Genomic DNA, 24,960 nt, shown 5'->3' with positions numbered 1-24,960 from the left:
GATTCCCGCCCACGCGTTCAACCAGTGCCAGCAGGCCGGAATTGCGTTAGCTGGACGTCGACGCCGCCGATTCGCATTGCGGGTCGCTCAACCGTCCTTTCGTGGCGCCACATCGTCCCGGCCCTGGCCCTGGCTGGTGTCGGTGGCCGCTTGTGCGATCGTTGGTGGCGCCGGTGGCGCATAGTCCACAAGCTTCCACATGGTCGCCATGCTGTAAGAAGCAGACCGTTGGCCCTTGAGCCTTTGCCACAATGACGGTTCTCCGAGCAGGACAACGCGCGGCATGCGTTCGCCGGCCTTGAAGTGCTGGCGGCGGCCACCCTGCACCTCGCCTGGTTCGGCGGACTCCCACCACCCGGTTTGCGGGCATACCCGTCCGGTGGCCGCCAGTTCTCCCAGTAGCAGCCTGGGGGCCTGATCAGCCTCGCTTGTCGCTACTGCAGCAGAACCCGTCGGCCGCACGCGAATGGTACTGGTGATTTTGTCCCAGACCGCGATCGCCTCTTCGTCCGTGAGGCCCGCCTTCGTCGCACCTGCGGCGTCGTTCGCCACACCAGTCTGAAACTGGATATCGGCATACGGTTGCAACACGTCGTGCGGGACGCCAGTAAATTTCATCTGGAACTCGTGGTGTGCGTGTGACCCATCCTCGTCCGGCATACGCATGAGTGCTTCAAAGCCCGTGTGCCAGTCGTGGATCTGCCGGGCGCTGCGGCGCAAGACCTTGATCGCGGCAAGCATCTTTTTTTCGTCCGGTGTTGCCGGGTCTTCGAAAAAGCGCTTCGTCTGCGTTTCAAGCGAATCGCCTTCAGGATCATGGGGATTCGACGGCGCGACATAGATCGAGAAGTGCGCGTCCGGGAACTCCTTCAAGCGGAATCCGACCCGGATATGTTCGAGAAGATCGTCCGACGTCGGATTTGGCTTGTCGCTCAAGAATGCGTGTTCGATGCAATTACCGGGTTCGGCAGGGATTTCGTCTTCAGTCCTCTGTCGTAGGCGTCGGGCAATGCTCGTGATGTTTGCGATGACCGCATCTTTACGGTCTTTCAAGGGACGCGCATCGATAATAAGGCCATCGTCCTTCAGTTTAAAGTACCCGTTAATTCTAAGGTCATTGATGGCCTCAAAGCCATCGTAACCGGTAACGATTCTTCCTTCAGGCTGGCTTACGCGGTCAACTGAAATCAGCAAAGGGACATCGTTGTGATATATTGCCTTTTCGCTCTTTAGCTCTTCAATGAACTTCTGAGCCATCAATTGGACCTCATCGAATCCACCGGGGTAGACGTTCACGCCTAACGAAACAGCTGCATCGCCCCATACGACTGTAGCTGACGCCGGCACATCTACCATAAAGCGCCCGAAGCACACAGTCTTTGTTCTCTCAAACATCGATTGCAGGCGGGAAGTAAGGGTAATCATTTTTGATGTCTTCCATTCTTTTTGACTACTGTTACAAGCGGTCTGAATCAACATCGCAGCGGCGAAAGAAACGAGGACCAGGCGTCCGATGGCGGTGTTCATCAGTATGCCTTTCAGCATTTCCACGTTGCTGTCTGCGCGACGCGGACAATGCTGTACAAGGTCGCAGCGATGGCCCGCGGATCTTTGCAGCTTGACTGGTGTTCATAGCCAATCTGGCGAAACACCCCCTTGAGCACTCCACTTGTCAACTGATAGTCGGCAGATCGGATAGGAACCGTCTGGTCACCGGACGCCGAGGGTGGACGGATTGAGGCATGAATCGACTCGGCGATTTCGCTACCCCCCGCCTGCGGCATGCGTGGCGTAGCGATCCATGGGCTGAATGCCTTGTTATCAGAGTTATCTTTCCGACGAACAAGTTCAACGCTACCTTGGCGTGTATCGCTAAGGATCGGCCATTCCTGCCAGCCATTGGGGTCGGCGCAGTTCTTGTCGATTTCCCATACGACCTCGCCGAAGCTTTGCCGCCCCGGATCGGCGCCATAATGTGCATAGCTGTTAGGATGAAATGTGTTAGCGATGGTTTGGTGGAAATTCTGGGCTTTCTCAACATAGTTGCACGTCCGTTCGAACGTTCCTCCGCCTCTATCCTGAGGCCAGCCCGACGGGTTGATCCATTCTTCGCGGAACAGGGAATACCATTTCCCGCGTGTCTTGTAGATTTCTTTATATGGATCCCCCTGTTTCGGCCATGAATCGAGGTCGCACCCATTGTGCTTCACACGTAGCCAGCCATTGCCATAAGACTCTGTCGGCAATAGTTGCAGTCCGCCCGGAGCATTCGCCAGCACAGCTGTAACCTCATCGCCAAAATTTCCTGCCACTTTCGCGCCGAGGCTTTCAGTTGGGCTGCTCATCATGCCAGGATCCTCGAATCCGGCTCTCATGCGCTTGTACGCGGCTGGCGCGCCGATCGCGGGCATTACGCCATGAACGATGCCCAGCACCTTGTCCTGCAAATTTCCATATTTCGGGTGAATCAGCGCCCGGCCAACCAGGCCACCCATGGAGTGCGTCACGACGATGACCTGGTTGCACTCATAACCTGACCGAGTCAGATCGCCGATAACCTGTTCGATGCGCTTGGCGATGATCTTCGCGCTATCGCCATTGGATTGCAGCCAGTTATAGCCAAATGCGTACACCGCAAACCAGCAGTCCATGGCGACCTTCTTGAGTTCGTCCTCGCTCAACGCTTGCAGCGGCAGGCGTTGATCCGCGCCCCAGACACTTGGGTCAACCCCGACCACGTCGCGCCACTCCTGTCGCAATTCGCCTTCGGAGAACGTATTGTTCAAGCGCGACTCGAGGTGCTGGAGCAACTGTCCATAGCTCTTAAAGAAGACTTCGCCCCATCCACGCGCCCGTGCCTTTTGCACGGCGGTTCGACCGTTGGTTGCCGTAGGCAGGTCATCCATCAATAGCGGGGAATGAAAACTGCCGTCGAGCTCCACGTTGACATGGCGACCGTCACCATTAACCTCGCTCGGCCCCGACAGGTCGTAGATGTCCACAGTTGTCTGCAACGGGTCTAGCCTGAGTTGTCGGTCGCGTGGTCTGTCTTGCGCGTTCCTGCGAATGTTGGAAGCACCAAGACTGTCCGGCCGCCAAGCGATGTTATCCTTCTGCTTCAGTTCCTGTTGCCGCTGCGCACTCAAGCGCAGATTCGATCCCATGATTCCCGGCAAAAAGATGACAGGCAAAACGCGTGGGGGCGGAAAACGTGCGCATTGCAGTCTTTTGTCCTGCTGAGGCGTCGCAAAGCCTTCCGCTTGCCGGGTTCCGCCATGTTGTTGCACGGGTAACGGGTAGTCTGCAGTTGTCATCGTGTACGTCACCTTGCTCGATTTGCCAAGCGTCACTGTGCTCACGGAATCCGACCATCGTAGGTGGCAGCGCTCCCGCCATATTTGATCTTGGTAAAGATTCTTGCTTACTCACATACGGAAGCGGCTTTGCTAGCAACGGACGGGAGTGCGCGAACTTGGCCGCGCCTGCCGGGTCTATCAGTTGAGCGGCGCCCCTTTCGCGCCGGCAGACTGCCATGCGAACCTTTCTTGCCACCCATTGGAAAGTCATTGTCGCGCTCGCCATCCTCGTGTTGCTGGCTGTGATCACGATGAGCCCCGGCGCCGCTACGCCCGAGCTGGCCGCCCGCCTGCGCACCCACGTCGAGGCGATCGCGTCGGGCGAACACAACAAAGCCAGCGCCGTCGCAAGCTACATCGAGGACACACTGGCGGAGCAAGGCTACCGGGTACGCCGGCAGCAATACCAGGCCGGCTACTTCACCGCGTGCAATGTCGAGGTTTCGCTTGCCAACCTTGGGGCAGATGCGCGCCCGGACCGCATCTTCATCATCGGCGCGCGCTACGGCGCGGCGCCGGGTGCCAACAACGACGGCAGCGGCACGGCCGCCGTGCTCGAACTGGCACGACTGCTGAAAACCATGCATCCAAGCCGGGGGACCGAAATCCGGTTCGCGTTTTTCGTCGACGATGGCTCCGCGGACAGCGGCAATTTCATCGCGTTTGTCGGCGCGCGCGCATCCTCGCACCTGGTCGCGCAGGCACTGGCGGCATTTCGTGCCGGCCCCGATCTTCCGGCCCAGGGATTGGCCGCACCAGCTTACGTGCAGGGCCTCACCCTGTCCGGCCCTGGCTACCCGGCCCTGATGCTCACCGACACCGCATTCTTGCGCTCCCCCTACTACGACACCGCATCGGACACCACCGATAAGCTCGACTACACATCGATGGCGCGCGCCGTGGCCGGGCTGTCGCGCGCCATCGCGGCGCTGGCTGGAACGACCTCGGGGTGACGCTGGACCACCTCAGTGTTGCAGAAATTCACTATCGGGAACTACTTATGCGCGCCGAGTAATTACTCAGGCATAATCAGACGCAGCAACGTCCATACAAGGAGAGCCAGGCGCCCCAACCAGTCTGCTGCCTCTCTTCCACTCCAGGGCGACGGCGTCAAGCCCCCGGCAACATTTTTTGCCCGAATGCAACACTTTTGCACCATGATCGAGCGGGATCGGTCATAATCGTCTCAACGTCGATTCATCTATATCAACTATATCAAATGAGACAATATTTCCAGAACCTGCGGATCGGGACCCGCCTCGCCCTTGGCTTTGCCCTCATTCTTGGATTGTCGATCGTCTCGACCACCTACGCCTTGCTCAACGCGCGCAGCAGTGTTGCCTCGATGCGCCAGATGATGGCCGACCCCATCGTCACGGAACGGCTCGCGGCCGACATGAAGACCCTCATCATGAGCGGCGTCTGGCGCACCGCGATGGTGGCGGGCAGCACCGACACCAACCTCGGCGTGACCTTCGCCAAGGCGATTGCCGAAGGCACGCGCGAAGGCAGCGCGGTGATGAAGAAGATCCAGAGCCGGCTGGTGACCGATGAAGAAAAAGCGGCGTTTGCCTCGCTCAACGAGACACGCAACAAGTACCAGGCCGCCAAGAACGCCGTGATCGAGGCCAAGAAGGCCGGCCAGCTCGAGGAAGCCGACCGCCTCTACAAGGAAGTGTTCACGCCCGCCACCGACGCCTACAAGGCGGGCGTCGAGGAGATGCTCAAGCTGGAGCGCCGCATCAGCGACGACATGGCCGACCGCATCGAAACGGCGACCGAGCGCGACACCATGCTGTGCGTCCTGCTGGGCGCGCTGATGCTGGCGTTCGGTGCCGTGTGCGCCTTCCTGCTGGCGCGCTCGATCACCCGTCCGCTGGCCTCGGCCGTGAAAGTGTCGCAGGCGGTGGCCAGCGGCGACCTGACCACCGTGTTCACGGCCCAGCCGAAGGACGAGGTGGGCGACCTGATGCGCGCGCTGCAGCAGATGAACGACGGCCTGGCCAAACTGGTGGGCGAGGTCCAGGCCGGCACCCACGCCATCGCGGGCGCCTCGGGCGAAATCGCCAGCGGCAACCTGGATCTGTCGGCGCGCACCGAGCAGCAGGCCAGTGCGCTGGAAGAGACGGCATCGTCGATGGAAGAGCTGACCACGACCGTGCGCCACAACGCCGACAACGCCGGCCAGGCCAACCAGCTGGCGCAGGCGGCATCGACCGTGGCCGGCCGCGGCGGCGAGATCGTCGGCAAGGTGGTCGACACGATGGGCTCGATCGACGCCTCCTCGCGCAAGATCGTGGACATCATCGGCGTCATCGACGGCATCGCCTTCCAGACCAACATCCTGGCGCTTAACGCCGCCGTGGAAGCGGCGCGCGCGGGCGAGCAGGGACGCGGCTTCGCGGTGGTGGCCTCGGAGGTGCGCAACCTGGCGCAGCGTTCCGCCGCCGCGGCCAAGGAGATCAAGACCCTGATCGGCGACTCGGTCGAGCAGGTGAACCAGGGCACGGAACTGGTGCAGCGCGCCGGTGCGACGATCAAGGAAGTGGTGGACAGCGTCGCGCGCGTGACCGACATCATGGCCGAGATCACTGCCGCCAGCCGCGAGCAAAGCGCCGGCATCGACCAGGTGAATGAAGCGATCACGCACATGGACCGCGCGACGCAGGAAAATGCCGCGTTGGTCGAGGAAGCCGCCGCAGCGGCGGCCAGCATGCAAGAGCAGTCGGCGCGGCTGGCAGCGGCCGCGAGCCGCTTCAGGCTGGGCGCTGGCCACAGCGTGCCGGTACCGGCCACGCCGCGCGCGGTGGCGAGGACCGCGCCGGCGCCCAAACGCATTGCGCAAAAAGCCACTCCCGTCCAGCGCCCCGCGCGGCGGCGCGAGCCCGAGCTGGAGAGCGCTGGCGGCAACTGGGAACAATTCTGACGTTGCCACGGTAGGGTGGGCAGGTTTCCTGCCCACGCGTTCAACCAGTGCATGCGTGACCTGGACGCGTGGGCGGGAAACCCGCCCACCCTACCGACTTCACTCGGCCAGGAACATCTCCTGCAGATCATTCAGGAACCGCTGCCCCAGCTCCGTCGGCCGGATAAGCTTGTGGTCGCGGTACAGCAGCCCCTTCGCCTCCGCCTCGTTCAGCTGCCTGTCAATCGCGTTGATACCCAATCCCGTGCGCTCGCCGAACAGGTTCGGATCGAACCCTTCCGTCAGCCGCAGCGCATTGAGCATGAACTCAAAGCCCAGGTCAGAGCGCGCGATCTCGTGCTCTTCCGCCACCGGATTGCCCGCGCGCGCCGCTTCCATGTAAGAAGCCGGCTGCTTGAAGCGCGCCTGCCGCAGCACCCGGTGCGGGAACGACAGCTTCGAGTGCGCGCCCGCGCCGATGCCCAGGTAGTCCCCGAACTGCCAGTAATTCAGGTTGTGGCGCGCACGCCGTCCCGGCTGCGCATAGGCCGACACCTCGTAATGATCGTAGCCGGCGGCCGCGGTCGCCTCAAGAATCATATCCTGCATGTCCGCGCTCTCGTCCTCGCCCGGCAGCTGCGGCGGGTACTTGGCGAACACCGTGTTCGGTTCCATCGTCAGGTGATACATCGACAGGTGGGGCGGCGCGAACGACAGCGCGGTTTGCAGGTCGCGCCTGGCCTCGTCCAGTGTTTGCGACGGCAGCGCGAACATCAGGTCCAGGTTGAAGTTGTCGAAGTTCGCCTGCGCGATCTCGACCGCGCGGCGCGCCTCGCGCTCGTCGTGGATGCGTCCCAGCGCTTTCAGGTGTGCCCCGTTGAAGCTCTGGATACCGATCGAGAGCCGGTTCACGCCACTGTCGCGGTACGAGCGGAACTTCTCGGCCTCGAAGGTGCCCGGGTTGGCCTCCATCGTGATCTCCGCGTCCAGCTCCAGCGGCAGCAGCGTGCGCACGTCCGACAGCAGCCGGTCCAGGCCCGCAGCCGACATCAGGCTGGGCGTGCCGCCGCCGATGAAGATCGTGCGGATCGGCCGGCCCCAGATCATCGGCAGCGACTGCTCCAGGTCCAGCCGCAGCGCGTCCAGGTAGTCCTGTTCCGGCAGCTCGCCTTTGGCCTCGTGCGAGTTGAAGTCGCAGTACGGGCACTTGCGCACGCACCACGGGAAGTGGATGTACAGCGATAGCGGCGGCAGCGCCTGCAGGTTGAGCGCACCGGGCTTCAGGTACTGCAGGGCGGCGGTGGCGGGCGAGCGTGGCTCGCCGCGCGCGTCGACCGGTTTAATCGGGATCATTTCAGCTTCTCGACCAGCGCGCGCAGCGCCTGCCCGCGGTGCGACATCGCGTTCTTCACTTCCGGCGCCAGCTCGGCAACGGTCTTGCCCAACGACGGCACCAGGAAATACGGGTCGTAGCCAAAGCCGCCTTCGCCGCGCGGCGTATCGACCATCTCGCCGCGCCACATACCGTCGGCGATCACCGGCTGAGGGTCGTCGGCGTGGCGCACGTAAACCAGCACACAGTAGTAATACGCCGTCTTGTCGGCATGCGCCGCCAGCTCGGCCACCAGCTTGTCGTTGTTGCGCGCATCCGATTTCGGCTCGCCGGCGTAGCGCGCCGAGTACACGCCGGGCGCGCCGCCGAGCGCGTTCACGCACACGCCCGAATCGTCGGCCAGCGCGGGCAGCCCGGTCAGGCGCGCGGCGTGACGCGCCTTGGCCAGCGCGTTCTCGACAAAGGTCGCGTGCGGCTCTTCCGCCTCGGGCACGTTGAACTCGCCCTGCGGGTGCAGCTCGAAGCCGATCGGCGCGAGCAGCTGGGCGAATTCCTTGAGTTTACCGGCGTTGTTGGAAGCGAGGACGAGGCGTTGGGTCATGGCGGCAGGAGCGAAATCAGGCAAACCGGTATTGTACCGCCGCCGCGCGCGCCGGGTATCGACCGCTTATCCCTGAAATCATGCAGTTTGTCGCACGCCGTTGGCTGGCGGTGGGCGGCGTCGTTACAGTGGCGCCAGTTCAACAACAAACAGATCGGAAAACGACATGTCCCTCCGCGAATTCGCCAACAAGCGCCCCGCCCTCACCGCCGTGCTGTGCACCGCCGCCCAGTTCGCCCTGACGATCCTCATCCTCAAGGCCGGCAAGGCGTACGTGCCGGCCGACGCGTACGGCAAGGTCAAGCTCCTCGCCTTCGCCTCCACCATCCTGCTGCCGCTGCTGCTGACGCACCTGTTCGGAATGTGGCGCGAAGTGCGCCTGGGTTTCAGCGAACTCAAACCGAGCCCGTTCTACCTGGCCTGCTTCGTGCCGGTGCTGATGTTCGCGTCGATGGGCGTGCATGCGCGTGAAGGCAGCAGCATTGGTTCGGACCTCGCGATCCAGCTCTTCAACGCATTTGGCGAGGAGCTGCTGTTTCGCGGCGTGATCTTCGTGATCCTGCTGCGCCTGCCGCAATGGCAAGCGATCCTGCTCAACGGCGTACTGTTCGGCTCCATGCACATGATCCACGGTTACATGGACGGCGACTGGATGCATGCCTTCATGTGGTCCTTCATGGCCACCGGCGCGGGCATGATGTTCACCGCGGCCCGCTACCACGTGAACAACCTGTGGCTGCTGGTCGGGCTGCACATGATCCTGAATTTGTCGAGCATGTACTCGAACGTGGAGCACCTGGCCGGCGCCGACGTCAACACGATGGTCGAGCACGCGGTCAAGGTGGTGGAGTATGGGCTGGGCTTGTATGTGATGGTGAAAGGCGCCCGCGCCGTCGTTCCGGCGAAGGCCGGAACCCATGCCGAGGTGGCGTGAACGGGGCGTGAGAAGCTGAGAGCGACGCCAGCTCAGCATGGGTCCCGGCTTGCGCCGGGACGACGTTCAGGCGGTGATGGCGAGGGTTTGCTTTTGCAGGCGGATCAGTTGCGCGATGCCGCTTTCGGCCAGGTCCAGCAGCCGGTTCATGGCGGCGCGGTCGAAGGCCGCGCCTTCCGCCGTGCCCTGCACTTCGACGAAGTGGCCGGCATCGGTCATCACCACGTTCATGTCGGTGTCGCAGTCCGAATCCTCGACGTAGTCCAGGTCCAGCACCGGCACGCCGCGGAACACGCCCACCGAAATCGCGGCCACGAAATGCTTGACCGGCACCGCCGGGATCACGCCTTGGGCCACCAGCCGCGCAAACGCATCGTACGCAGCCACCATGGCGCCGGTGATCGAGGCGGTGCGCGTGCCGCCGTCGGCCTGGATCACGTCGCAGTCGATTTGCAGCGTGCGCTCGCCGAACGCGTCCAGGTCGAACGCGGCGCGCAGCGAGCGGCCGATCAGGCGCTGGATCTCCTGCGTGCGCCCGGACTGCTTGCCGCGCGCAGCCTCGCGGTCCATGCGCGTGTGGGTCGAGCGCGGCAGCATGCCGTATTCGGCCGTCATCCAGCCCTGTCCTTTCCCCTTCAGGAAGCCCGGCACCTTGTCCTCGATGCTGGCGGTGCAGATGACCTTGGTGTCGCCGCACTCGATCAGCACCGAGCCTTCCGCGTGCTTGGTGTACTGGCGCGTCAGGCGGATGTCGCGCAGCTGGTCGACCGCGCGCCCGCTCGGGCGTTGTTCGAACGTCATGGTGTGCCTTTGTCTAGTAATTGGGATGACTTCTCGATCGCCTCGCGGATCTCGGCGATCGCCTTTTCGATCTCGTCCTCGTTGAACGCATCGGCCGCGTCCGCGGCCTGCGGCGCGGGTTCGTCGGCGATGGTGCTGTTGACCTCGTGCTCGGGCAGCATCTGGGTCGAGATCAGGTCGTTGCCTGCGGCCGTCGCCTCGTCGCCCGCGCCCTGCCACATGATTGCCAGCGCGGTCGTGTTGTCGGCCTTCGGGCCAGCCACTTCCAGCGCGGTCTCGATCATGTCGGGCACGGCCTGCACCACGGTCCTGGTCGACAGGCGCTGTACGATGTCATGGTCCGGCAGCATCGACCACAGCCCGTCCGAACAGAGCATCATCACGTCGCCCGGCTGCAGGCTGGCCTGGCGCGACACCTCCACGTTCGGCGGCTGGGAGGCGCCCAGGCAGTTGTACAGCTTGTTGCGGTCCGGGTGCGTGCTGCGCTCGAATTCGCTGGCGCGGCCCTTGGCGATCAGGTACTCGATGTGCGAGTGGTCGCGCGTGCGCCCGAGCAGCTGGCCGCGCCGCACCCAGTACAGGCGCGAGTCGCCGCAATGCGCCCAGATCGCCGTGTTGTGCTGGATGAGGCAGGCCACCACGGTGGTGCGCGGCGTATCGGCCAGCTGGTGCACGGCGGCGTAGCGCAGGATGTCGTGGTGCGCCTTCAGGAACGCCTCTTCGAAGAAGCGCTCGGGCCGTTTGACGTAGGGCGCGGCGTGCGACTGGAACAGCGACGACAGCGCCTGCATTGCGATCGTGGCAGCGATCTCGCCGCCTTTGTGTCCACCCATGCCGTCGGCCAGCGCCAGCAGCAGCGCTTCGCGCGTGTAGCTGTAGCCCATCCGGTCCTGGTTGACGCGCCGCGCGCCGATGTCGCTCTTCTGGTACACCGAAAACTGCATGGTCAAGCTCCGTTCAGGTCTGCTGGCCGCCAGCCTTGCCGCGCGCGCGCAGGCCCAGCTTGCCCACGAGGCCGCGCCATCCGCTCTTTTCCGGCCCGGCCGCCCGCTTGCGCTGTTCGGCCGCCTTGGGCAGCGCCGCCTGCAGCACCTTCTGCAGCGCGAACACGCTTTGCGGGCGCGCCAGCGGGTCCAGCGCCAGGCAGGCGCGCACCATGGCCACCAGCTCGTCCGAATAGGTGCCGGCGAGCGCGGCGAACTGGGCCTCCATCGTGTCCTCGGTCTTGCGCTGGTTGGCTGGCTGCGGCGGCGCGCCGCTCATGCAGGCGAACATCGACGCGCCGATGCTGTAGATGTCCGACCACGGCCCCAGCGGGGTGCCCTTGGCGTACAGCTCGGGGGGCGCAAAGCCGGGCGTGTACATCGGCCGCAGCAGCGGCGAATCGGTCTCGATGGTCTGGCGCGCCGCGCCGAAGTCCAGCAGCAGCGGCGTGCCGTCGGTGCGCAGGTAGATGTTGGCCGGCTTGATATCCAGGTGCAGCAGCTTGTTGGCATGGACCTCGCGCAGGCCCGAGCACACGCCGATGAACAGCTGGCAGATCGCCGCTTCCGACAGCCGGCTGCCCTTGGAGGCGACACGCGCGATACGCTCCTGCAGCGTGTGGCCCGATTCGTAGGCCATCACCATGTACACGGTGTCGTGCGCCTTGAAGAAGTTGACCACCCGGACCACGTTCGGGTGCACGATGCGCGCCAGCGCCCGCCCCTCTTCGAAAAAGCACTTCAGGCCGATGCGGAAAATGGGCAGGTTGGGCTTGTCGATGGTCGGCACCAGTTCGCCGGGCTGACGCAGCGCAAGCGCGCTGGGAAGATACTCCTTGATGGCGACCGCATTGCCCTCGCCGTCATAGGCGAGATATACAATACTGAACCCGCCGGACGCAATTTTCTTTACAATGCGATATCCGGCAATTTCGAGCCCATCGGGCAAGGGAGCATTATTTTGTGCGGCCATCCATGGGTTCCTTGCGTAACACGGCGATTGTGTGGATAAATCTGTTCTTTGTAAAGAATAAAAACCGGGGAATCCATTGAGCATTTCAAGCATGACAGGTTACGCGGTCGCCACCAGCGAAGGGGCGGCCGGCACCCTCACAATCGAAATCAAGAGCGTCAACTCGCGCTTTCTTGACCTGCAGTTTCGCATCAACGACGACCTGCGCGCGCTCGAACCCGACCTGCGCACCGCGATCATGGGCGCCATCAGCCGCGGCAAGGTCGAGGTGCGGGTGTCGTTCGGCCGCAAGGTGGCCAGCGGCTCGCAAGTGCTGAACCAGGACCTGCTGGCCGACCTGGCGCGCCTGCAGTCCGAAGTGACGCGCCATTTCGTCTCCGCCCCCTTGATGACGGTGGCCGAGCTGCTGCGCTGGCCGGGGGTCATCGAGGAATCGCACGTCGGCCAGGAATCGCTGCAGGCCGATGTGGCGGCCCTCACCGCCAGGACCATCGCCGCCTTCGTCGAAAGCCGCAAGCGCGAAGGCGCCGCGCTCGAAACGATGCTGGTCTCGCGCATCGACGCGATGGAAGACATCGTCAAGCGCATCACCCCGCTCATCCCGCAGGTGATTTCGCAGTTCCAGCAAAAGGCGGTCGAGCGCATGCAGGATGCGTTGGGCCTGGCCGGGCACGGCAACCCGCAGGCGCTGTCGCGCCAGGAAGTGTTCGAGCGCATCCGCCAGGAAGTCACCCTGTACGGCATCCGCATCGACGTGTCCGAAGAGCTGTCGCGCCTGTCCGCGCACCTGGCCGAGACGCGTCACATCCTCAAGAAAGGCGGCCAGGTCGGCAAGCGCCTGGACTTCATGATGCAGGAACTGAACCGCGAGGCCAACACGCTCGGCGCCAAGGCCTCGGTCAAGGAGCTGGCCGATGCGTCGATGGAGCTCAAGCTGCTGATTGAGCAGATGCGCGAGCAGGTGCAGAATCTGGAATAAGACCCGTAAGAGTCAGCACCAACCCGTTACGAGTTAGCAGTTGCAGTAAGAGTTAGCAGTAACCCGTCGTTCCCGCGCAGGCGGGAACCCATGCTGAGCGTACAATCACGCGGTCTATGGGTTCCCGCCTCCGCGGGAACGACGGTTTTGAAGCTGGTGGTATTTTCCGCTGGCCGAGAACCACAACGTTTGAAGGAAAGCACCATGTCCGCCGTCCCCGCCCCCGCCTACTCCGGCAGCCTGTTCATCGTCGCCGCCCCGTCCGGCGCCGGCAAGTCGACCCTGGTGAACGCCCTGCTCGCGCTGGAGCCGGGCATCAAGCTGTCGATCTCGACCACCACGCGCGCGCCGCGCCCGGGCGAACAGGACGGCCGCGAATACTACTTCACCACCGCCGACGATTTCGTCGCGCGCGCCGAACGCGGCGAATTCCTGGAATGGGCCGAGGTGCACGGCAACTACTACGGCACCAGCCGCCTGACCGTGGAACAGGAGATGAAGAACGGCACCGACATCCTGCTGGAAATCGACTGGCAGGGCGCGCGCCAGGTGAAAAAGCAGTTCCCGCATGCAGCCGGCATCTTTATTCTGCCGCCGTCGATCGCCGCGCTGGAAGAGCGCCTGTACAAGCGCGGCACCGACGAGCCGCACATCATCACCCGGCGCCTGCTGGCGGCCGGCGGGGAGATCGCTCACGCTCCCGAGTTCGAATATGCTATCATCAACGAAGAGTTCAACGTCGCCCTGTCCGAGCTGCAGGCGATTGTCAAAGCGACACGTTGCCGGTTCGCCCAGCAGGCTGCCCGCAACGCCTCGCTGTTTGCCCAGTTGGGTATCCACGCGCAACAAGAATCGTGACCCGCTCGCTTGCCTAAGCGCGCGTATCACATCGTTATTCAGGAGTGAACAACATGGCCCGCATCACCATTGAAGATTGCCTCAAGAACATCCCTAACCGCTTCCAGCTGACCCTGGCAGCCACCTACCGCGCGCGCCAGCTCCTGCAAGGCCACACCCCCAAGGTCGAAGCCAAGGACAAGCCGACCGTACTGGCCCTGCGCGAAATCGCCGCCGGTAAAGTCGGCCTGGAAATGCTGAAAAAGGTGCCGATGTAAGTTTCTCCGGTCATCCGGGGGAGTCAGTCCGTAATTCTGTTATTCTGTTCAAACAAGGGCTGAACGACATTGCGTATGAACCTGACCACCCCGGATTCGACTCAAGCAGGCAACGCCAAGACCCGGGCCAGGCGCCCGGAGCCTGCGCAGCAGGATTCCGCCGACGCGTCGCAAGGCGTGGCTTCGGTCACGCAGCTTGTCAACAAGCTCCAGCAATACCTCACCCCCGCCGAACTGAAAAAGGTCAAGGAAGCCTACCGCTTCTCTGACGAAATGCACCTCGGGCAATTGCGCAAGTCCGGCGAGCCCTACATTTCCCATCCGATCGCGGTCGCCGAGATCTGCGCCGACTGGAAGCTCGACGCCCAGGCCATCATGGCTGCGCTGCTGCACGACGTGATGGAAGACCAGGACGTCAAGAAAGACGAACTGATCGAACGCTTCGGACCGCAGGTGGCCAACCTGGTGGACGGCCTGTCCAAGCTCGAGAAAATCGAGTTCCAGAGCCTGGTCGAGGCGCAAGCCGAAAACTTCCGCAAGATGCTGCTGGCGATGGCCAGCGACGTGCGCGTCATCCTGATCAAGCTGGCCGACCGGCTGCACAACATGCGCACGCTCGGCTTCATGACGCCGGCCAAGAAGCGCCGCATCGCGTCCGAGACGATGGAAGTGTATGTGCCGATCGCGCACCGGCTCGGCCTGAACAACATCTACCGCGAGCTGCAGGACCTGGCCTTCTCGCACCTGTACCCGATGCGCTACCGCACCCTGGCCAAGGCGGTCAAGGCAGCGCGCGGCAACCGGCGCGAGGTGGTCAAGAAGATTCTCGAGGCGGTCAAGAACACGCTCGCCATGGCCGGGCTCCCGGCCGAGGTGTACGGGCGCGAAAAGACGCTGTACGGCATCTACAAGAAAATGCGCAACAAGCACCTGTCGTTTTCGCAGGTGCTGGACGTGTACGGTTTTCGGGTGGTGGTGGACACGGTCCCCAACTGCTACGTGGCGCTGGGCGCGCTGCACGGGCTGTACAAGCCGATGCCGGGCAAGTTCAAGGATTACATCGCGATCCGCAAGATCAACGGCTACCAGTCGCTGCACACCACCCTGATCGGCCCGTACGGCACGCCGGTGGAATTCCAGATCCGCACCCAGGAGATGCACCGCACCGCGGAATCGGGCGTGGCGGCGCACTGGCTGTACAAGAACGGCGACGCCAACATGAGCGACCTGCAGCAGCGCACCCACGCGTGGCTGCAATCGCTGCTCGACATCCAGCAGCAGACCGGCGACTCGGCCGAGTTCCTGGAGCACGTCAAGGTCGACCTGTTCCCCGATTCGGTGTACGTGTTCACGCCCAAGTCCAAGATCATCGCCCTGCCGCGCGGCGCCACCGCGCTCGACTTTGCGTACTCGATCCACACCGGCATTGGCGACCACACGGTGTCGGTCAAGATCAACCACGAGCCGCAGCCGCTGCGCACCGAGCTGCACAACGGCGACATCGTCGAAATCGTCACCGATCCCGACTCGCGGCCGAGCCCGACCTGGCTCAGTTTTGTCCGCACCGGCAAGGCGCGCTCGGCGATCCGCCACCACCTGCGCACGGTGAACCTGAACGAATCGGTGGAGCTGGGCCAGGAGCTGCTGGCGCAGGCGCTGGGCGTGCTGGGCATCAAGCCCGAGCTGCCGCCGGCCACGGTCGAAAAGCTGCTGGGCGAATCGTCGGCCAAGTCGCTGGAAGAGGTGTACGCGGACATCGGCATTGGCAAGCGCATGCCGGCGCTGGTGGCGCGCCATATCTTCGGCCTGATGGACGAGACCGGCGCCCTGCCGGCGGCGCAGCCGGCTGCCGGCGGCGAGCTCGACCCGGTCACGATCTACGGCAGCGAAGGCGTGTCGGTGCAGCTGGCCCCGTGCTGCCTGCCGATCCCGGGCGACGCGATCATCGGCCAGCTGCGGCGTGACCAGGGGCTGGTGGTGCACACGGCCGACTGCTCGCAGGGCAAGCGCCTGCGCCTGAAGGAGCCGGACCGCTGGATCGCGGTCCAGTGGGGCACGGAGCTGAACCGCCGGTTCGACTGCCGCATCCGCCTGTTGATCAACAACGAAAAAGGCATCCTCGCGCGCGTGGCGGCCGAGATCGGCGAGTCCGACGCCAACATCACCTATGTGGGCATGGACGAGGACGACGAACACATGATGACCCAGCTGCGCTTCACGATCCAGGTAAAGGACCGCGTGCACCTGGCGCACCTGATCCGCAACCTGCGGCGCGTGGCGGGCGTGAACCGGGTGGAGCGCGAGCGGGCATAGTTTGTCACCACAGCGCTTGCTCTCACCCGCTCCCCCAGCACGTCGTCCCCGCGAAGGCGGGGGCCCATAGACCGCGAGCACGGCCACCGCGCTTATTCACACCAGCTCAAGGTATAGATCCCGCCACTGCGGATTGCGCTCATGCACCAACCTGAGCTTCCATTCGCGATTCCAATGCTTGATCTGTTTTTCGCGGCGGATTGCTTCGACGATATCGATATGGACCTCGTACCAGACGAGCTGTTTCACTCCGTACTTCTTTGTGAACCCATCGGCGAACTCTTCTCGATGCTGCCAGACGCGGCGAATCAGGTCGGACGTGACGCCGACATAAAGCGTTCCGTAACGCCCACCAGCGAGCATGTACACGTAAGATTCCTTGTCCATGCCGCGTATCGTCCCGGTTCCCGTGCTGGTCTCGGGTGATGAAGCTCAACCGTTGCTAGCTTCGGTAACTCAGCATGGGTCCCCGCCTTCGCGGGGACGACGGTTTTGCGGTTGGTGGTGCTGAACGCGAGTCAGGATCGCATCGAACGCATCGCACGCCCCCGCGCACGCCTCGGCAATCTCGGCCCGGCTGCGCACATGGGCCCGCAGCGCCAGCATGAACGCGCGCCAGCGCGGCCCGGGTCCCTCGGGCACGCCGCGCAGGTAGCCCAGCGGGTGTGGCGCCAGCCGTTCGCGCAGGCGCTGGTACAGCACCGCGCCACCCAGTTGCGATCCTTCGATCACATAGCAGACGCCCCAGCGGTAGGCGTCGCTGGCGTGCCGCGGCCATTGCTGCGCGTTCGGCGCCTGCGCGCGCGGGATCAGGTTTTCCATGGAGGGATCGGCCAGGTCGGCCTCGATGCGCGCCAGCCGGTGGGCGTCGGGCAGGCCGGCGTTCGATCCGGCCAGCCATGCCTGCAAGGGCGCCAGCCAGTCGCGCAAGAGCATCAGGTGGGAAGCATAGTCCGCCAGGCTTGCCGCTTCGCCCGACAGCGGCAGGCCCGCATCGAGCGCCGCGTGGCGGCTGGCCGTGGCAAGCCGCAGCGCGGCAAGCACGTCGGCGTCGCCCGCGCCGTCATTGGTGGAATTCATGGTGTGCTGGTAAAGGGCGAAACCACGATTTTACCAGCAAGTTTGCAAATTTAACCTTCTTGCGGCTCGGGATACTCGACGCTGACGATCTCCAGCTCGTCCACGCCCAGCGGCGTGTGCAAGGTGATCAGGTCGCCCTCGCGTGCCTTGGTCAACGCCCGCGCCACCGGCGACACCCAGCTGATCTTGCCCTTGAGCGGGTCGAGCTCGTCCACGCCGACGATCGTCACCGTGTGCTCTTCCCCGGCCTTGTTGAGGTAGGTGACCGTGGCGCCGAAGAACACCTGGTCGTTGCCGTGATGCACCGAAGGATCGACCACGAACGCCGAGTCCATGCGCTTGGTGAGGAAGCGGATGCGGCGGTCGATCTCGCGCAGGCGCCGCTTGCCGTAGATGTAGTCGCCGTTTTCCGAGCGGTCGCCATTGGAGGCCGCCCAGTGCACGACCTTGACCACCTCGGGCCGCTCGACGTCGATCAGGTGCAGCAGCTCGTCCTTGATCGCTTTGTAGCCGGCCGGAGTGATGTAGTTCTTGGCGCCCGCGGGAATGGCCGCGGCCAGCGCCGCGCCCTCGGCGTCGTCATCGTCCGCGTCGGACTCTTTTACAAATGCCTTATTCATAATCCTTATTGTAGCGGCTCACCGGCCGGCGCGCGCCATGTTTGCCGTATCATGCCGTCATGACACGAAGCATCCCAACCCGCTCCCGGCTGCTCGCGCCCCTGGTCTACCTGGTGGCGCTGTTGCTGCTGTTCGAAGAGTGGTGCTGGGACTTCGGCGCGCGCATCGCCGCCGCGATCGGCGCCTGGCCGCCGCTGCGTGCGCTGGAAGAGCGCGTGCGCCGCCTGCCGCCCTACGTCGCGCTGGTCGCCTTTGTGCTGCCGGGGCTGCTGCTGTTCCCGGTCAAGGTGCTGGCGCTGGTCGCGATCGCGCGCGGCCACCCGGCTTCCGGCATCCTGACCCTGGTCGTGGCCAAGCTGGGCGGCGCGGCCGTGGTCGCCCGGCTGTACGTGCTGACCCTGCCCTCGCTGCTGGCGCTGGCCTGGTTCGCGCGCTGCCATGCCTGGTTCATCCGGCTCAAGGACCGCTCGATCGCCTTCCTGCGCGCCAGCGACACCTGGCGCCGCGCACGCCGCCTGGCGCAGGCCCTCCGGCGCCTGCTGCGCCGCGTGCGCAAGCGCCTGCATCGCCGCCATCCGTTCGGCCCGGGCCAGCGCCGCAGCACCGCGCGCTTCCTGCGCCGCTTCATCGCCCAGTGGCGCGCGCGCCGCCGCAAATCCACCGAATCAGAGCACCCATGAGCCCCCCCTCGCCCGCCCTCGCCGCCAGCATCCAGGCCGCCACGTCCGAGATCTACCTGATCGATGCCGACACGCTCCACCTGATTGACGCCAACCAGGCGGCGCGCCACAACCTCCAGTACGACCAGGATCAGCTGGCGGCCATGACGCCGCTCGACCTGGCGCCTGGCCTTGCGCGCGCGGACCTCGAACGGCTGCTTGCCTCGCTCGGCGACGAGGTCGGCGCCCAGGTCGCGCTGCGCACCCGCCACCGGCGCGCCGACGGCAGTTGGTACCCGGTCAAGCTGTGCTTCCTGCGCATCGTGCGCGACGGCCGCTCGCTGCTGCTGGGGATCGGCGACGACCTGTCGCGCGAGCACGCGGCCGCCGCCGCGCTCGAGCAGTACCAGGCGCGCTACAACGCGGTGGTCAGCCATACGCCGGGCCTGGTGTACCAGTTCGTGCTGCACGCCGACGGCGCGATCGGCTTTCCCTACCTGTCCGAGGCCAGCGCCGCGCTGCTCGGCCTGCCGGCCATGCGCCTGCAGGCCGAGCCCGGCCTGTTCCTCGACCTGGTGCTGCCCGAGGACCGCAAGGGCTACCTCGAAGCGATGCAGGAATCGAAGGCCAGCCTGGCCAACTGGAACTGGGAGGGCCGCATCTGGATCGACGCCTGGCACGACGTCAAGTGGATCAACCTGCGCGCCACGCCGCAGCTGCTGCCGGACGGCGCGGTGCAGTGGGACGGCATCATGACCAACATCACCGACAGCAAGAACGAGCACGCCGAGCTGATGGCCTCGCGCGCGCGCCTGGCCGAGCTCACCGCGCACCTCGAACAGGCCAAGGAACAGGAGCGCACCCGCATCGCGCGCGAAATCCACGACGACCTGGGCGGCAACCTCACGGCGATCAAGATGGCGCTGGCGATGCTGGCCGCGCGCCTGCCGCTGGACGCCGCCCTGGCCGACAAGGCCGCCTACCTCGATGGCCTGGTGGACCGCACCATCGACGCCGTGCACCGCATCGCGCTCGACCTGCGCCCGCCGACCCTGGACCTGGGCATCGTCGCCGCGCTCGAATGGCAGGCACGCGAATTCGAAAAGCAGGCCGGCATCGCCTGCGTGTTCCGCTCGCCCAACAAGGACATCGCACTCGATCCCGACCACGCCAGCGCCCTGTTTCGCATCTTCCAGGAAGCGCTCACCAACATCGCCAAGCACGCCGGCGCCACCCGGGTGACCGTGACCCTGCGCCGCGAGCGGCGCCACCTGCTGCTCACGATCCGCGACAACGGCCGCGGCATTGCCCCGGCCGACCGCCTCAAGCCGCAATCCTTCGGTTTGCGCAGCATGAGCGAGCGGGCCCACGCCTTGGGTGGCACATTGGCCTTGTCGGGAGCGCCCGGAGGTGGCACGATGGTGGCAATAAAGATCAGGCTGGTCGCGCCAATCCCGCCGCGCCTGGCCAGCAGAACCGACGCACGCCATAATGAGTGAGAAAGCAACAATACGTGTCTTCATCGCCGATGACCACGCGATCGTCCGCGAAGGTCTGAAACAAATCCTCGCCGAGCAGCGCGACATCGTCGTTGCCGGCGAAGCCGAAAACGGGATCGACGCCATCCGCCTGTACCCGCGCTCGCGCTGCCATGTCATGCTGCTCGATATCTCCATGCCCGACCGGAACGGCATCGAGGTGCTCAAGCAGGTCAAGAAGGACAAGCCCGAACTGGCCGTGCTGATGCTGTCGATGCATCGCGAGGACCAGTACGCGATCCGCTCGCTGAAGGCCGGCGCGGCCGGCTACCTGACCAAGCAGAGCGCGCCGCGCGAGCTGGTGGTGGCGATCCGCCAGGTCGCCGCCGGCCAGAAATACGTCAGCGCCGCGCTGGCCCAGACCCTGGCCGCGCAGGTCGGCGCCGACCACGAGGCGCCGATGCACGACAGCCTGTCCGACCGCGAATACCAGACCCTGATCATGATCGCGTCCGGCAAAACGGTGAGCGACATCGCGCGCGAGCTGTCGCTGTCGGTCAAGACCGTGAGCGAATACCGCGCGCGCCTGCTGGTGAAGATGAAGCTCAAGAACAGCGCCGAACTGACCCACTACGCGATCCGCAACCACCTGATCGAATAAGCTCCTGCCGACGCGTGCCGCCGCTGCATGCGTGATCTGGACGCGTGGGCGGGAAACCCGCCCGCCCTACAAATACGGCGCTTATTGCTCGTATTCATTGGTTAGGTGCAACTACCAGTGATATCATTGCGGCAACGAGCAGTTAACGCCACGTTTGGCCCTCGATGCAGAAGCTACCGCCCAACCTCCCCACCACCCCGCCAACCGCGTCCGCCAACCCGGCCGACATCGCGCGCGAAGCGTTTCGCCGCCTGGCCTCGCGCCGGGTCGCGCCCACGCCGGATGCCTACCGCGACGTGTACAACGAGGTGGCCGGCATCATGCCGCCGCCATCGGACGCCGGCGCGGTGCAGGTGCTGTCCGGGCTGGCGGTGCGCCTGGCCGACATGCCGGGCGAGCTGTCCGAAAGCGGCGTGCTGCTGCGCCGCGCGGTCAAGGAGCGCGACTGGGACGCCGCCACCAAGGTGCTGCTGCGGGTGATGGAGACCCATTTGCGCAAGGCCGGCCCGGTCGACCGCATCGGCACCGAGGCGCCGGAGGCACGGCTGCTGCGCGAGATGCTCAGCCGCACGCTCGGCTTTGCCCTGCCCGGCCTGCTGTCGGCCGTGCCGGAACTGACCGCCGAAGCCGAGTCGCTGGGCGAAGCGGTGCGCGGCGCAGTGACCGAGAGCGCCCTGCAGGCGCTGGGGCCGCGCCTGAAGCAGCTGTGCTACCAGATCGAGCTGTACAGCGGCGACATGGGCGAACAGCAGGAACTGCTGCTGCGCCTGTTCCGCCTGCTGCTGGACAACGTGGCCGAGCTGCTCGACCACGACAACTGGATGCGCGGCCAGATCGCCGTGGTGCAGGAACTGATCGCCGGCCCGATCAACCACCGCGCGCTGGACGACGCCACCCGCAGCCTGAAGGACGTGATCTACCGCCAGGGCAAGCTCAAGCACAGCCTGGCCGAGGTCAAGCTCACCGTGCGCAACATGATGATGACCTTCGTCGACCGGCTCGGGTCGGTGGCGGCCAGCACCGGCGACTTCCAGGCCACGATGAGCGGCTTTGCCGAGCGCATCAGCCAGGCCGGCAACATCGCCGAGCTGAACGACGTGCTGGGCGAAGTGGTGCGCGCCGCGCAGAAGGTCGAGGCCGAGGCGCTTGTCTCCCAGCAGCACATGCTGGCCGCGCAAAGCGAGGTGCAGGAAGCGGAACAGCGCATCCGCACCCTGGAAACCGAGCTGCAGCAGATGAGCGAGCGGGTGCACGAAGACCACCTGACCGGCAGCCTGAACCGCCGCGGGCTGGACGAAGCCTTCGAGCGCGAGCGCGCCCGCGCCGAGCGCCGCCACACGCCCCTGTGCGTGGCCCTCCTGGACCTGGACAACTTCAAGAAGCTCAACGACACCTATGGCCACGCCGCCGGCGACGGCGCGCTGCGCCACCTGGTGCGGGTGGTCAAGGAAACCCTGCGCTCGGTGGACACCGTGGCCCGCTTCGGCGGCGAGGAGTTCGTGATCCTGATGCCGGACACCACGCTCGAGTCGGCGGCCCAGACCATGGTCCGGGTGCAGCGCGCGCTGACCGCCCATTTCTTCCTGCACGAGCACGACAAGCTCCTGATCACGTTCTCGGCCGGCGTGGCACGCCTGCAGCCGGGCGAGGACCAGGCCGCCCTGATGGCGCGCGCCGACAAGGCCATGTACGAGGCCAAGCACACCGGCAAGAACCGGGTGGTGGTGGCCGACTAAACAAGTTGTCAACTGTAGGGTGGGCAGGTTTCCTGCCCACGCGTTCAGTCCCAGCTTGCTTTTCCGCGCATTCGGTTTGATGTTGAACGCGTGGGCAGCAAGCTGCCCACCCTACGCGACTGATTGCCGGTAGGGTGGGCTCTCGAGCCCACGCGTTATTCATGCGCCCGCGTGAAACGGCAAGGAAACCAACCCTGCTTGCGCCGAGTTGTTGCAACAAAATCAAGAAAATCCCCGCCAGCGGCTCCGATGCGCGCAAAAAAATAATGTTTTTGCGCCCTAAAGATTCACCAAAACCCGCCGATTAGACGCCGCCTTTCGCTGGACTTGAGGGTAAAGCAGCAAATTTTTTCCACTCAAGTTTTCCGGTGCCAGCACGTTACCCATCTCAGCAGCGGTCTGATTGTCACGGAACAGCGTGGCAGACCAAAGTGAACAGGGCACGCCGCCCGCCCCGCAATAAGTTTGGAGAACAAACACCATGGCATCCGTCATCAATACCAACATCGCGTCGTTGAATGCACAGCGTAACCTGACCACGTCGCAGACGTCGCTGAACACTTCGCTGCAGCGCCTGTCCTCGGGCCTTCGCATCAACAGCGCGAAAGACGATGCAGCAGGCATGGCCATCGCTGACCGCATGACCAGCCAGATCAACGGCCTGAGCCAGGCCGGCCGCAACGCCAACGACGGCATTTCGCTGGCACAAACGGCCGAAGGCGCCCTGTCTTCGATCGGCGACAGCCTGCAGCGCATCCGCACCCTGGCCCTGCAGTCGGCCAACTCGACCAACTCGGCTTCGGACCGTGCTTCGCTGAACTCGGAAGTGCAATCGGCACTGGCAGAAATCGGCCGCGTCGCTGGCACCACCCAGTTCAACGGCATCAACCTGCTGGACGGCTCGTTCCAGAACTCGCAGTTCCAGGTCGGCGCCAACGCCAACCAGACCATCAGCGTCAGCGTCGCCGGCGCCTCGACCAACCTGATCGGCGCTTACCAGCAAAAAGGTACGGCTGTCTCGGCCAACGGTTTCGACGGCACCAGCTTCACCATCACCCCGAGCGGCAGCACCGTTGCCACCAAGATCGGCGTGACCGTTGACACTGGCACCGCCGGCAACAACCTGATCACCAAGGACAGCGCCGCCGCCAAGGCTGCCGCCATCAACGCCAAGACCGCCGAAACCGGCGTGTCGGCCACCGCGACCAACTCGGTCACCGGCGACATCCCGGTTGCAGCCAGCGGCCTGGCCGCCGGCGACCTGGTCATCAACGGCGTGTCGATCGGCGCCATCGCCAAGAGCGGCAGCGCCGTGACCCAGGGCCGCAACGCCGAGACCGCGATCAACGCGCAGACCGCCCTGACCGGTGTGACCGCCAAGGCCGACCTGTCGACCGGCCAGCTGACCCTGACCGCCACCGACGGCCGCAACATCGAGATCAAGGCAAAGTCGGGCGACGCCAACGGCGTGACCGCGATCCAGAACGCCACCGGCCTGATCGCCAACAAGCTGGGCACCGACGCCAAGGCAACCGGCCACGACGCCATGTCGCTGACCGCGGGCACCGCCGGCTTCAACGCCACCACCCCGACCGCGAACGCCGTCAGCAATGGCGACTCGTTCACGATGGACGGCCTGACCTACGTGTTCGGCGATGCCGCGACCACCGTCACCGGCGCCAACAAGGTGAAGATCGAACTGGCCGCCACCGCAACCCAGGCCCAGGTCGGCACCGCGATCGCTAACGCGATCAACACCCAGCATGCTGCCGGCAACACCTCGCTGTCCGCCACCGATGCTGGTGCAGGCGTGGTGAATATCACCGACACCAAGTTCGGCGCCAACGGCCTGTCGTACAGCGAGACCATCAACGCCACCGGTACCGCTTCGGCACTGACCGAAGGCGCAATCACCACCGGTACCGACGCTGCACGCACCGGCGACGCCACCACCCGCGGCACCCTGACCCTGAGCTCCGGCAAGGACTTCACGGTGATGGGCGCCAGCGATGCTGGCCTGAACGGCACCTCGGCTTCGCTCTCGACCATCTCGACCGTGGACATCTCGACCGTCGATGGCGCCAACAACGCCATCGCCCTGGTGGACGGTGCCCTGAGCCAGGTGAACTCGATGCGCGCCGGCTTGGGTGCGGTGCAGAACCGCTTCTCGTCCACGATCAGCAACCTGCAGACCTCGGCCGAGAACATCACCTCTGCACGCAGCCGTATCCAGGACACCGACTTTGCAGCAGAAACGGCCAACCTGACCCGCGGCCAGATCCTGCAACAAGCCGGTACCGCGATGCTGGCGCAAGCGAACTCGCTGCCCAACGGCGTCCTGAGCCTGCTGCGCGGCTAACCCCCGAAGGCAGTGCTTTGACGTGATCCCCGGCAGGCGTTTCGCCCGCCGGGGTTTTTTCGTAAGGAGACTGA

22 protein-coding genes are annotated in these 24,960 nt (G+C 64.7%); 12 read left to right on the top strand and 10 right to left on the bottom strand.

Annotated features, from left to right (window positions below; translation table 11 throughout):
- Positions 1-87: 87 nt before the first annotated feature.
- Both NX773_RS02710 and NX773_RS02705 read right to left on the bottom strand, forming a co-directional pair.
- Positions 88-1,545, bottom strand: coding sequence for a T6SS immunity protein Tli4 family protein (locus NX773_RS02710; protein ID WP_258855831.1), 1,458 nt, complete (start codon positions 1,543-1,545; stop codon positions 88-90).
- Complete coding sequence (locus NX773_RS02705) at positions 1,539-3,314, bottom strand: esterase/lipase family protein (protein WP_258854845.1); 1,776 nt, start codon at positions 3,312-3,314, stop codon at positions 1,539-1,541. Before NX773_RS02705 ends, NX773_RS02710 begins: the two co-directional genes overlap by 7 nt.
- A 218-nt stretch (positions 3,315-3,532) precedes the next feature.
- On the opposite strand from NX773_RS02705, the gene NX773_RS02700 reads away from it, so the two are divergent.
- Both NX773_RS02700 and NX773_RS02695 read left to right on the top strand, forming a co-directional pair.
- Positions 3,533-4,309 (top strand): M28 family peptidase, encoded by a 777-nt coding sequence (locus NX773_RS02700; protein WP_258854844.1) that lies wholly within the window; start codon positions 3,533-3,535, stop codon positions 4,307-4,309.
- Positions 4,310-4,575: 266 nt separating this feature from the next.
- The gene (locus NX773_RS02695; protein ID WP_258854843.1) at positions 4,576-6,282 is read left to right on the top strand and encodes a methyl-accepting chemotaxis protein; all 1,707 of its coding nucleotides are present in this window, start codon (positions 4,576-4,578) and stop codon (positions 6,280-6,282) included.
- A 99-nt stretch (positions 6,283-6,381) separates the two neighbouring features.
- On the opposite strand, the gene hemW is transcribed toward NX773_RS02695, so the two are convergent.
- Together hemW and rdgB are read right to left on the bottom strand one after the other, a co-directional pair.
- Positions 6,382-7,614: a radical SAM family heme chaperone HemW gene (hemW, locus tag NX773_RS02690; RefSeq protein WP_258854842.1), complete on the bottom strand. Its 1,233-nt coding sequence runs from the start codon at positions 7,612-7,614 to the stop codon at positions 6,382-6,384.
- Positions 7,611-8,195 (bottom strand): RdgB/HAM1 family non-canonical purine NTP pyrophosphatase, encoded by a 585-nt coding sequence (gene rdgB, locus NX773_RS02685; protein ID WP_258854841.1) that lies wholly within the window; start codon positions 8,193-8,195, stop codon positions 7,611-7,613. The genes hemW and rdgB overlap by 4 nt, the downstream gene beginning before the upstream one ends.
- A 166-nt stretch (positions 8,196-8,361) precedes the next feature.
- On the opposite strand from rdgB, the gene NX773_RS02680 reads away from it, so the two are divergent.
- Positions 8,362-9,129, top strand: a complete 768-nt coding sequence (locus tag NX773_RS02680) for a CPBP family intramembrane glutamic endopeptidase (protein ID WP_258854840.1) — start codon at positions 8,362-8,364, stop codon at positions 9,127-9,129.
- A gap of 66 nt (positions 9,130-9,195) precedes the next feature.
- Here the strand turns inward: NX773_RS02680 and rph are convergent, their stop codons facing one another.
- From rph to NX773_RS02665, 3 genes are read right to left on the bottom strand one after another with little or no spacing between them, the layout of a single operon-like run.
- On the bottom strand, positions 9,196-9,930 hold the full coding sequence (gene rph / locus NX773_RS02675) for a ribonuclease PH (RefSeq protein WP_258854839.1): 735 nt from the start codon (positions 9,928-9,930) through the stop codon (positions 9,196-9,198).
- Entirely contained in the window at positions 9,927-10,874 is a 948-nt protein-coding gene (locus NX773_RS02670) for a PP2C family protein-serine/threonine phosphatase (RefSeq protein ID WP_258854838.1), read from the bottom strand. The genes rph and NX773_RS02670 overlap by 4 nt, the downstream gene beginning before the upstream one ends.
- A 13-nt stretch (positions 10,875-10,887) precedes the next feature.
- Positions 10,888-11,886, bottom strand: coding sequence for a serine/threonine protein kinase (locus NX773_RS02665; protein ID WP_258854837.1), 999 nt, complete (start codon positions 11,884-11,886; stop codon positions 10,888-10,890).
- Positions 11,887-11,977: 91 nt separating this feature from the next.
- On the opposite strand from NX773_RS02665, the gene NX773_RS02660 reads away from it, so the two are divergent.
- From NX773_RS02660 to NX773_RS02645, 4 genes are all read left to right on the top strand, one after another.
- The gene (locus NX773_RS02660; RefSeq protein ID WP_258854836.1) at positions 11,978-12,865 is read left to right on the top strand and encodes a YicC/YloC family endoribonuclease; all 888 of its coding nucleotides are present in this window, start codon (positions 11,978-11,980) and stop codon (positions 12,863-12,865) included.
- A gap of 204 nt (positions 12,866-13,069) precedes the next feature.
- Positions 13,070-13,723: a guanylate kinase gene (gene gmk, locus NX773_RS02655; protein WP_258854835.1), complete on the top strand. Its 654-nt coding sequence runs from the start codon at positions 13,070-13,072 to the stop codon at positions 13,721-13,723.
- A gap of 53 nt (positions 13,724-13,776) precedes the next feature.
- Positions 13,777-13,980: a DNA-directed RNA polymerase subunit omega gene (gene rpoZ, locus NX773_RS02650; RefSeq protein WP_258821134.1), complete on the top strand. Its 204-nt coding sequence runs from the start codon at positions 13,777-13,779 to the stop codon at positions 13,978-13,980.
- 75 nt (positions 13,981-14,055) lie between these two features.
- Entirely contained in the window at positions 14,056-16,293 is a 2,238-nt protein-coding gene (locus NX773_RS02645; RefSeq protein WP_258854834.1) for a RelA/SpoT family protein, read from the top strand.
- 96 nt (positions 16,294-16,389) lie between these two features.
- Here NX773_RS02645 and NX773_RS02640 read toward each other — a convergent pair whose 3' ends face one another.
- The 3 genes from NX773_RS02640 to greB all read right to left on the bottom strand — a co-directional run bounded on the left by NX773_RS02640 (position 16,390) and on the right by greB (position 17,993).
- The gene (locus tag NX773_RS02640) at positions 16,390-16,680 is read right to left on the bottom strand and encodes a GIY-YIG nuclease family protein (protein ID WP_258854833.1); all 291 of its coding nucleotides are present in this window, start codon (positions 16,678-16,680) and stop codon (positions 16,390-16,392) included.
- A 69-nt stretch (positions 16,681-16,749) separates the two neighbouring features.
- On the bottom strand, positions 16,750-17,373 hold the full coding sequence (locus NX773_RS02635) for a biliverdin-producing heme oxygenase (protein WP_258854832.1): 624 nt from the start codon (positions 17,371-17,373) through the stop codon (positions 16,750-16,752).
- 50 nt (positions 17,374-17,423) lie between these two features.
- Positions 17,424-17,993: a transcription elongation factor GreB gene (gene greB, locus NX773_RS02630; protein WP_258854831.1), complete on the bottom strand. Its 570-nt coding sequence runs from the start codon at positions 17,991-17,993 to the stop codon at positions 17,424-17,426.
- Between the two features lie 59 nt (positions 17,994-18,052).
- Between greB and NX773_RS02625 the strand changes: the two genes are divergently transcribed.
- The 5 genes from NX773_RS02625 to NX773_RS23495 all read left to right on the top strand — a co-directional run bounded on the left by NX773_RS02625 (position 18,053) and on the right by NX773_RS23495 (position 24,886).
- Positions 18,053-18,673, top strand: a complete 621-nt coding sequence (locus tag NX773_RS02625) for a hypothetical protein (RefSeq protein WP_258854830.1) — start codon at positions 18,053-18,055, stop codon at positions 18,671-18,673.
- Positions 18,670-20,151, top strand: a complete 1,482-nt coding sequence (locus NX773_RS02620; RefSeq protein WP_258854829.1) for a PAS domain-containing sensor histidine kinase — start codon at positions 18,670-18,672, stop codon at positions 20,149-20,151. The genes NX773_RS02625 and NX773_RS02620 overlap by 4 nt, the downstream gene beginning before the upstream one ends.
- Positions 20,144-20,791 carry a response regulator gene (locus tag NX773_RS02615; protein WP_258854828.1) on the top strand — a complete coding sequence of 216 codons (648 nt, stop codon included), beginning with the start codon at positions 20,144-20,146 and terminating at the stop codon, positions 20,789-20,791. The genes NX773_RS02620 and NX773_RS02615 overlap by 8 nt, the downstream gene beginning before the upstream one ends.
- 164 nt (positions 20,792-20,955) lie before the next feature.
- Positions 20,956-22,527, top strand: a complete 1,572-nt coding sequence (locus NX773_RS02610) for a GGDEF domain-containing protein (RefSeq protein ID WP_258854827.1) — start codon at positions 20,956-20,958, stop codon at positions 22,525-22,527.
- A gap of 481 nt (positions 22,528-23,008) precedes the next feature.
- Positions 23,009-24,886 carry a flagellin N-terminal helical domain-containing protein gene (locus NX773_RS23495; RefSeq protein ID WP_307728424.1) on the top strand — a complete coding sequence of 626 codons (1,878 nt, stop codon included), beginning with the start codon at positions 23,009-23,011 and terminating at the stop codon, positions 24,884-24,886.
- The last annotated feature ends 74 nt before the right edge of the window (positions 24,887-24,960 follow it).

Source organism: Massilia solisilvae (assembly GCF_024753215.1).
Lineage (GTDB): Bacteria > Pseudomonadota > Gammaproteobacteria > Burkholderiales > Burkholderiaceae_D > Telluria > Telluria solisilvae.
The sequence above is the reverse complement of the archived record's forward strand: the minus strand, read 5'-3'. Positions and strand labels throughout refer to the sequence as shown.

What these genes read in the sequence shown, in the direction of transcription:
- NX773_RS02680 (WP_258854840.1), top strand. Translation starts at nt 8,362, where the DNA reads ATGTCCCTCCGCGAATTCGCCAACAAGCGCCCCGCCCTCACCGCCGTG.
- NX773_RS02700 (WP_258854844.1), top strand. Translation starts at nt 3,533, where the DNA reads ATGCGAACCTTTCTTGCCACCCATTGGAAAGTCATTGTCGCGCTCGCC.
- greB (WP_258854831.1), bottom strand. Translation starts at nt 17,993, where the DNA reads ATGAATAAGGCATTTGTAAAAGAGTCCGACGCGGACGATGACGACGCC.
- NX773_RS02665 (WP_258854837.1), bottom strand. Translation starts at nt 11,886, where the DNA reads ATGGCCGCACAAAATAATGCTCCCTTGCCCGATGGGCTCGAAATTGCC.
- hemW (WP_258854842.1), bottom strand. Translation starts at nt 7,614, where the DNA reads ATGATCCCGATTAAACCGGTCGACGCGCGCGGCGAGCCACGCTCGCCC.
- NX773_RS23495 (WP_307728424.1), top strand. Translation starts at nt 23,009, where the DNA reads ATGGCATCCGTCATCAATACCAACATCGCGTCGTTGAATGCACAGCGT.
- NX773_RS02625 (WP_258854830.1), top strand. Translation starts at nt 18,053, where the DNA reads ATGACACGAAGCATCCCAACCCGCTCCCGGCTGCTCGCGCCCCTGGTC.
- NX773_RS02620 (WP_258854829.1), top strand. Translation starts at nt 18,670, where the DNA reads ATGAGCCCCCCCTCGCCCGCCCTCGCCGCCAGCATCCAGGCCGCCACG.
- NX773_RS02610 (WP_258854827.1), top strand. Translation starts at nt 20,956, where the DNA reads ATGCAGAAGCTACCGCCCAACCTCCCCACCACCCCGCCAACCGCGTCC.
- NX773_RS02710 (WP_258855831.1), bottom strand. Translation starts at nt 1,545, where the DNA reads ATGCTGAAAGGCATACTGATGAACACCGCCATCGGACGCCTGGTCCTC.
- rph (WP_258854839.1), bottom strand. Translation starts at nt 9,930, where the DNA reads ATGACGTTCGAACAACGCCCGAGCGGGCGCGCGGTCGACCAGCTGCGC.
- NX773_RS02705 (WP_258854845.1), bottom strand. Translation starts at nt 3,314, where the DNA reads ATGACAACTGCAGACTACCCGTTACCCGTGCAACAACATGGCGGAACC.
- NX773_RS02615 (WP_258854828.1), top strand. Translation starts at nt 20,144, where the DNA reads ATGAGTGAGAAAGCAACAATACGTGTCTTCATCGCCGATGACCACGCG.
- NX773_RS02670 (WP_258854838.1), bottom strand. Translation starts at nt 10,874, where the DNA reads ATGCAGTTTTCGGTGTACCAGAAGAGCGACATCGGCGCGCGGCGCGTC.
- NX773_RS02645 (WP_258854834.1), top strand. Translation starts at nt 14,056, where the DNA reads ATGAACCTGACCACCCCGGATTCGACTCAAGCAGGCAACGCCAAGACC.
- NX773_RS02635 (WP_258854832.1), bottom strand. Translation starts at nt 17,373, where the DNA reads ATGAATTCCACCAATGACGGCGCGGGCGACGCCGACGTGCTTGCCGCG.
- NX773_RS02660 (WP_258854836.1), top strand. Translation starts at nt 11,978, where the DNA reads ATGACAGGTTACGCGGTCGCCACCAGCGAAGGGGCGGCCGGCACCCTC.
- gmk (WP_258854835.1), top strand. Translation starts at nt 13,070, where the DNA reads ATGTCCGCCGTCCCCGCCCCCGCCTACTCCGGCAGCCTGTTCATCGTC.
- NX773_RS02640 (WP_258854833.1), bottom strand. Translation starts at nt 16,680, where the DNA reads ATGGACAAGGAATCTTACGTGTACATGCTCGCTGGTGGGCGTTACGGA.
- NX773_RS02695 (WP_258854843.1), top strand. Translation starts at nt 4,576, where the DNA reads ATGAGACAATATTTCCAGAACCTGCGGATCGGGACCCGCCTCGCCCTT.
- rpoZ (WP_258821134.1), top strand. Translation starts at nt 13,777, where the DNA reads ATGGCCCGCATCACCATTGAAGATTGCCTCAAGAACATCCCTAACCGC.
- rdgB (WP_258854841.1), bottom strand. Translation starts at nt 8,195, where the DNA reads ATGACCCAACGCCTCGTCCTCGCTTCCAACAACGCCGGTAAACTCAAG.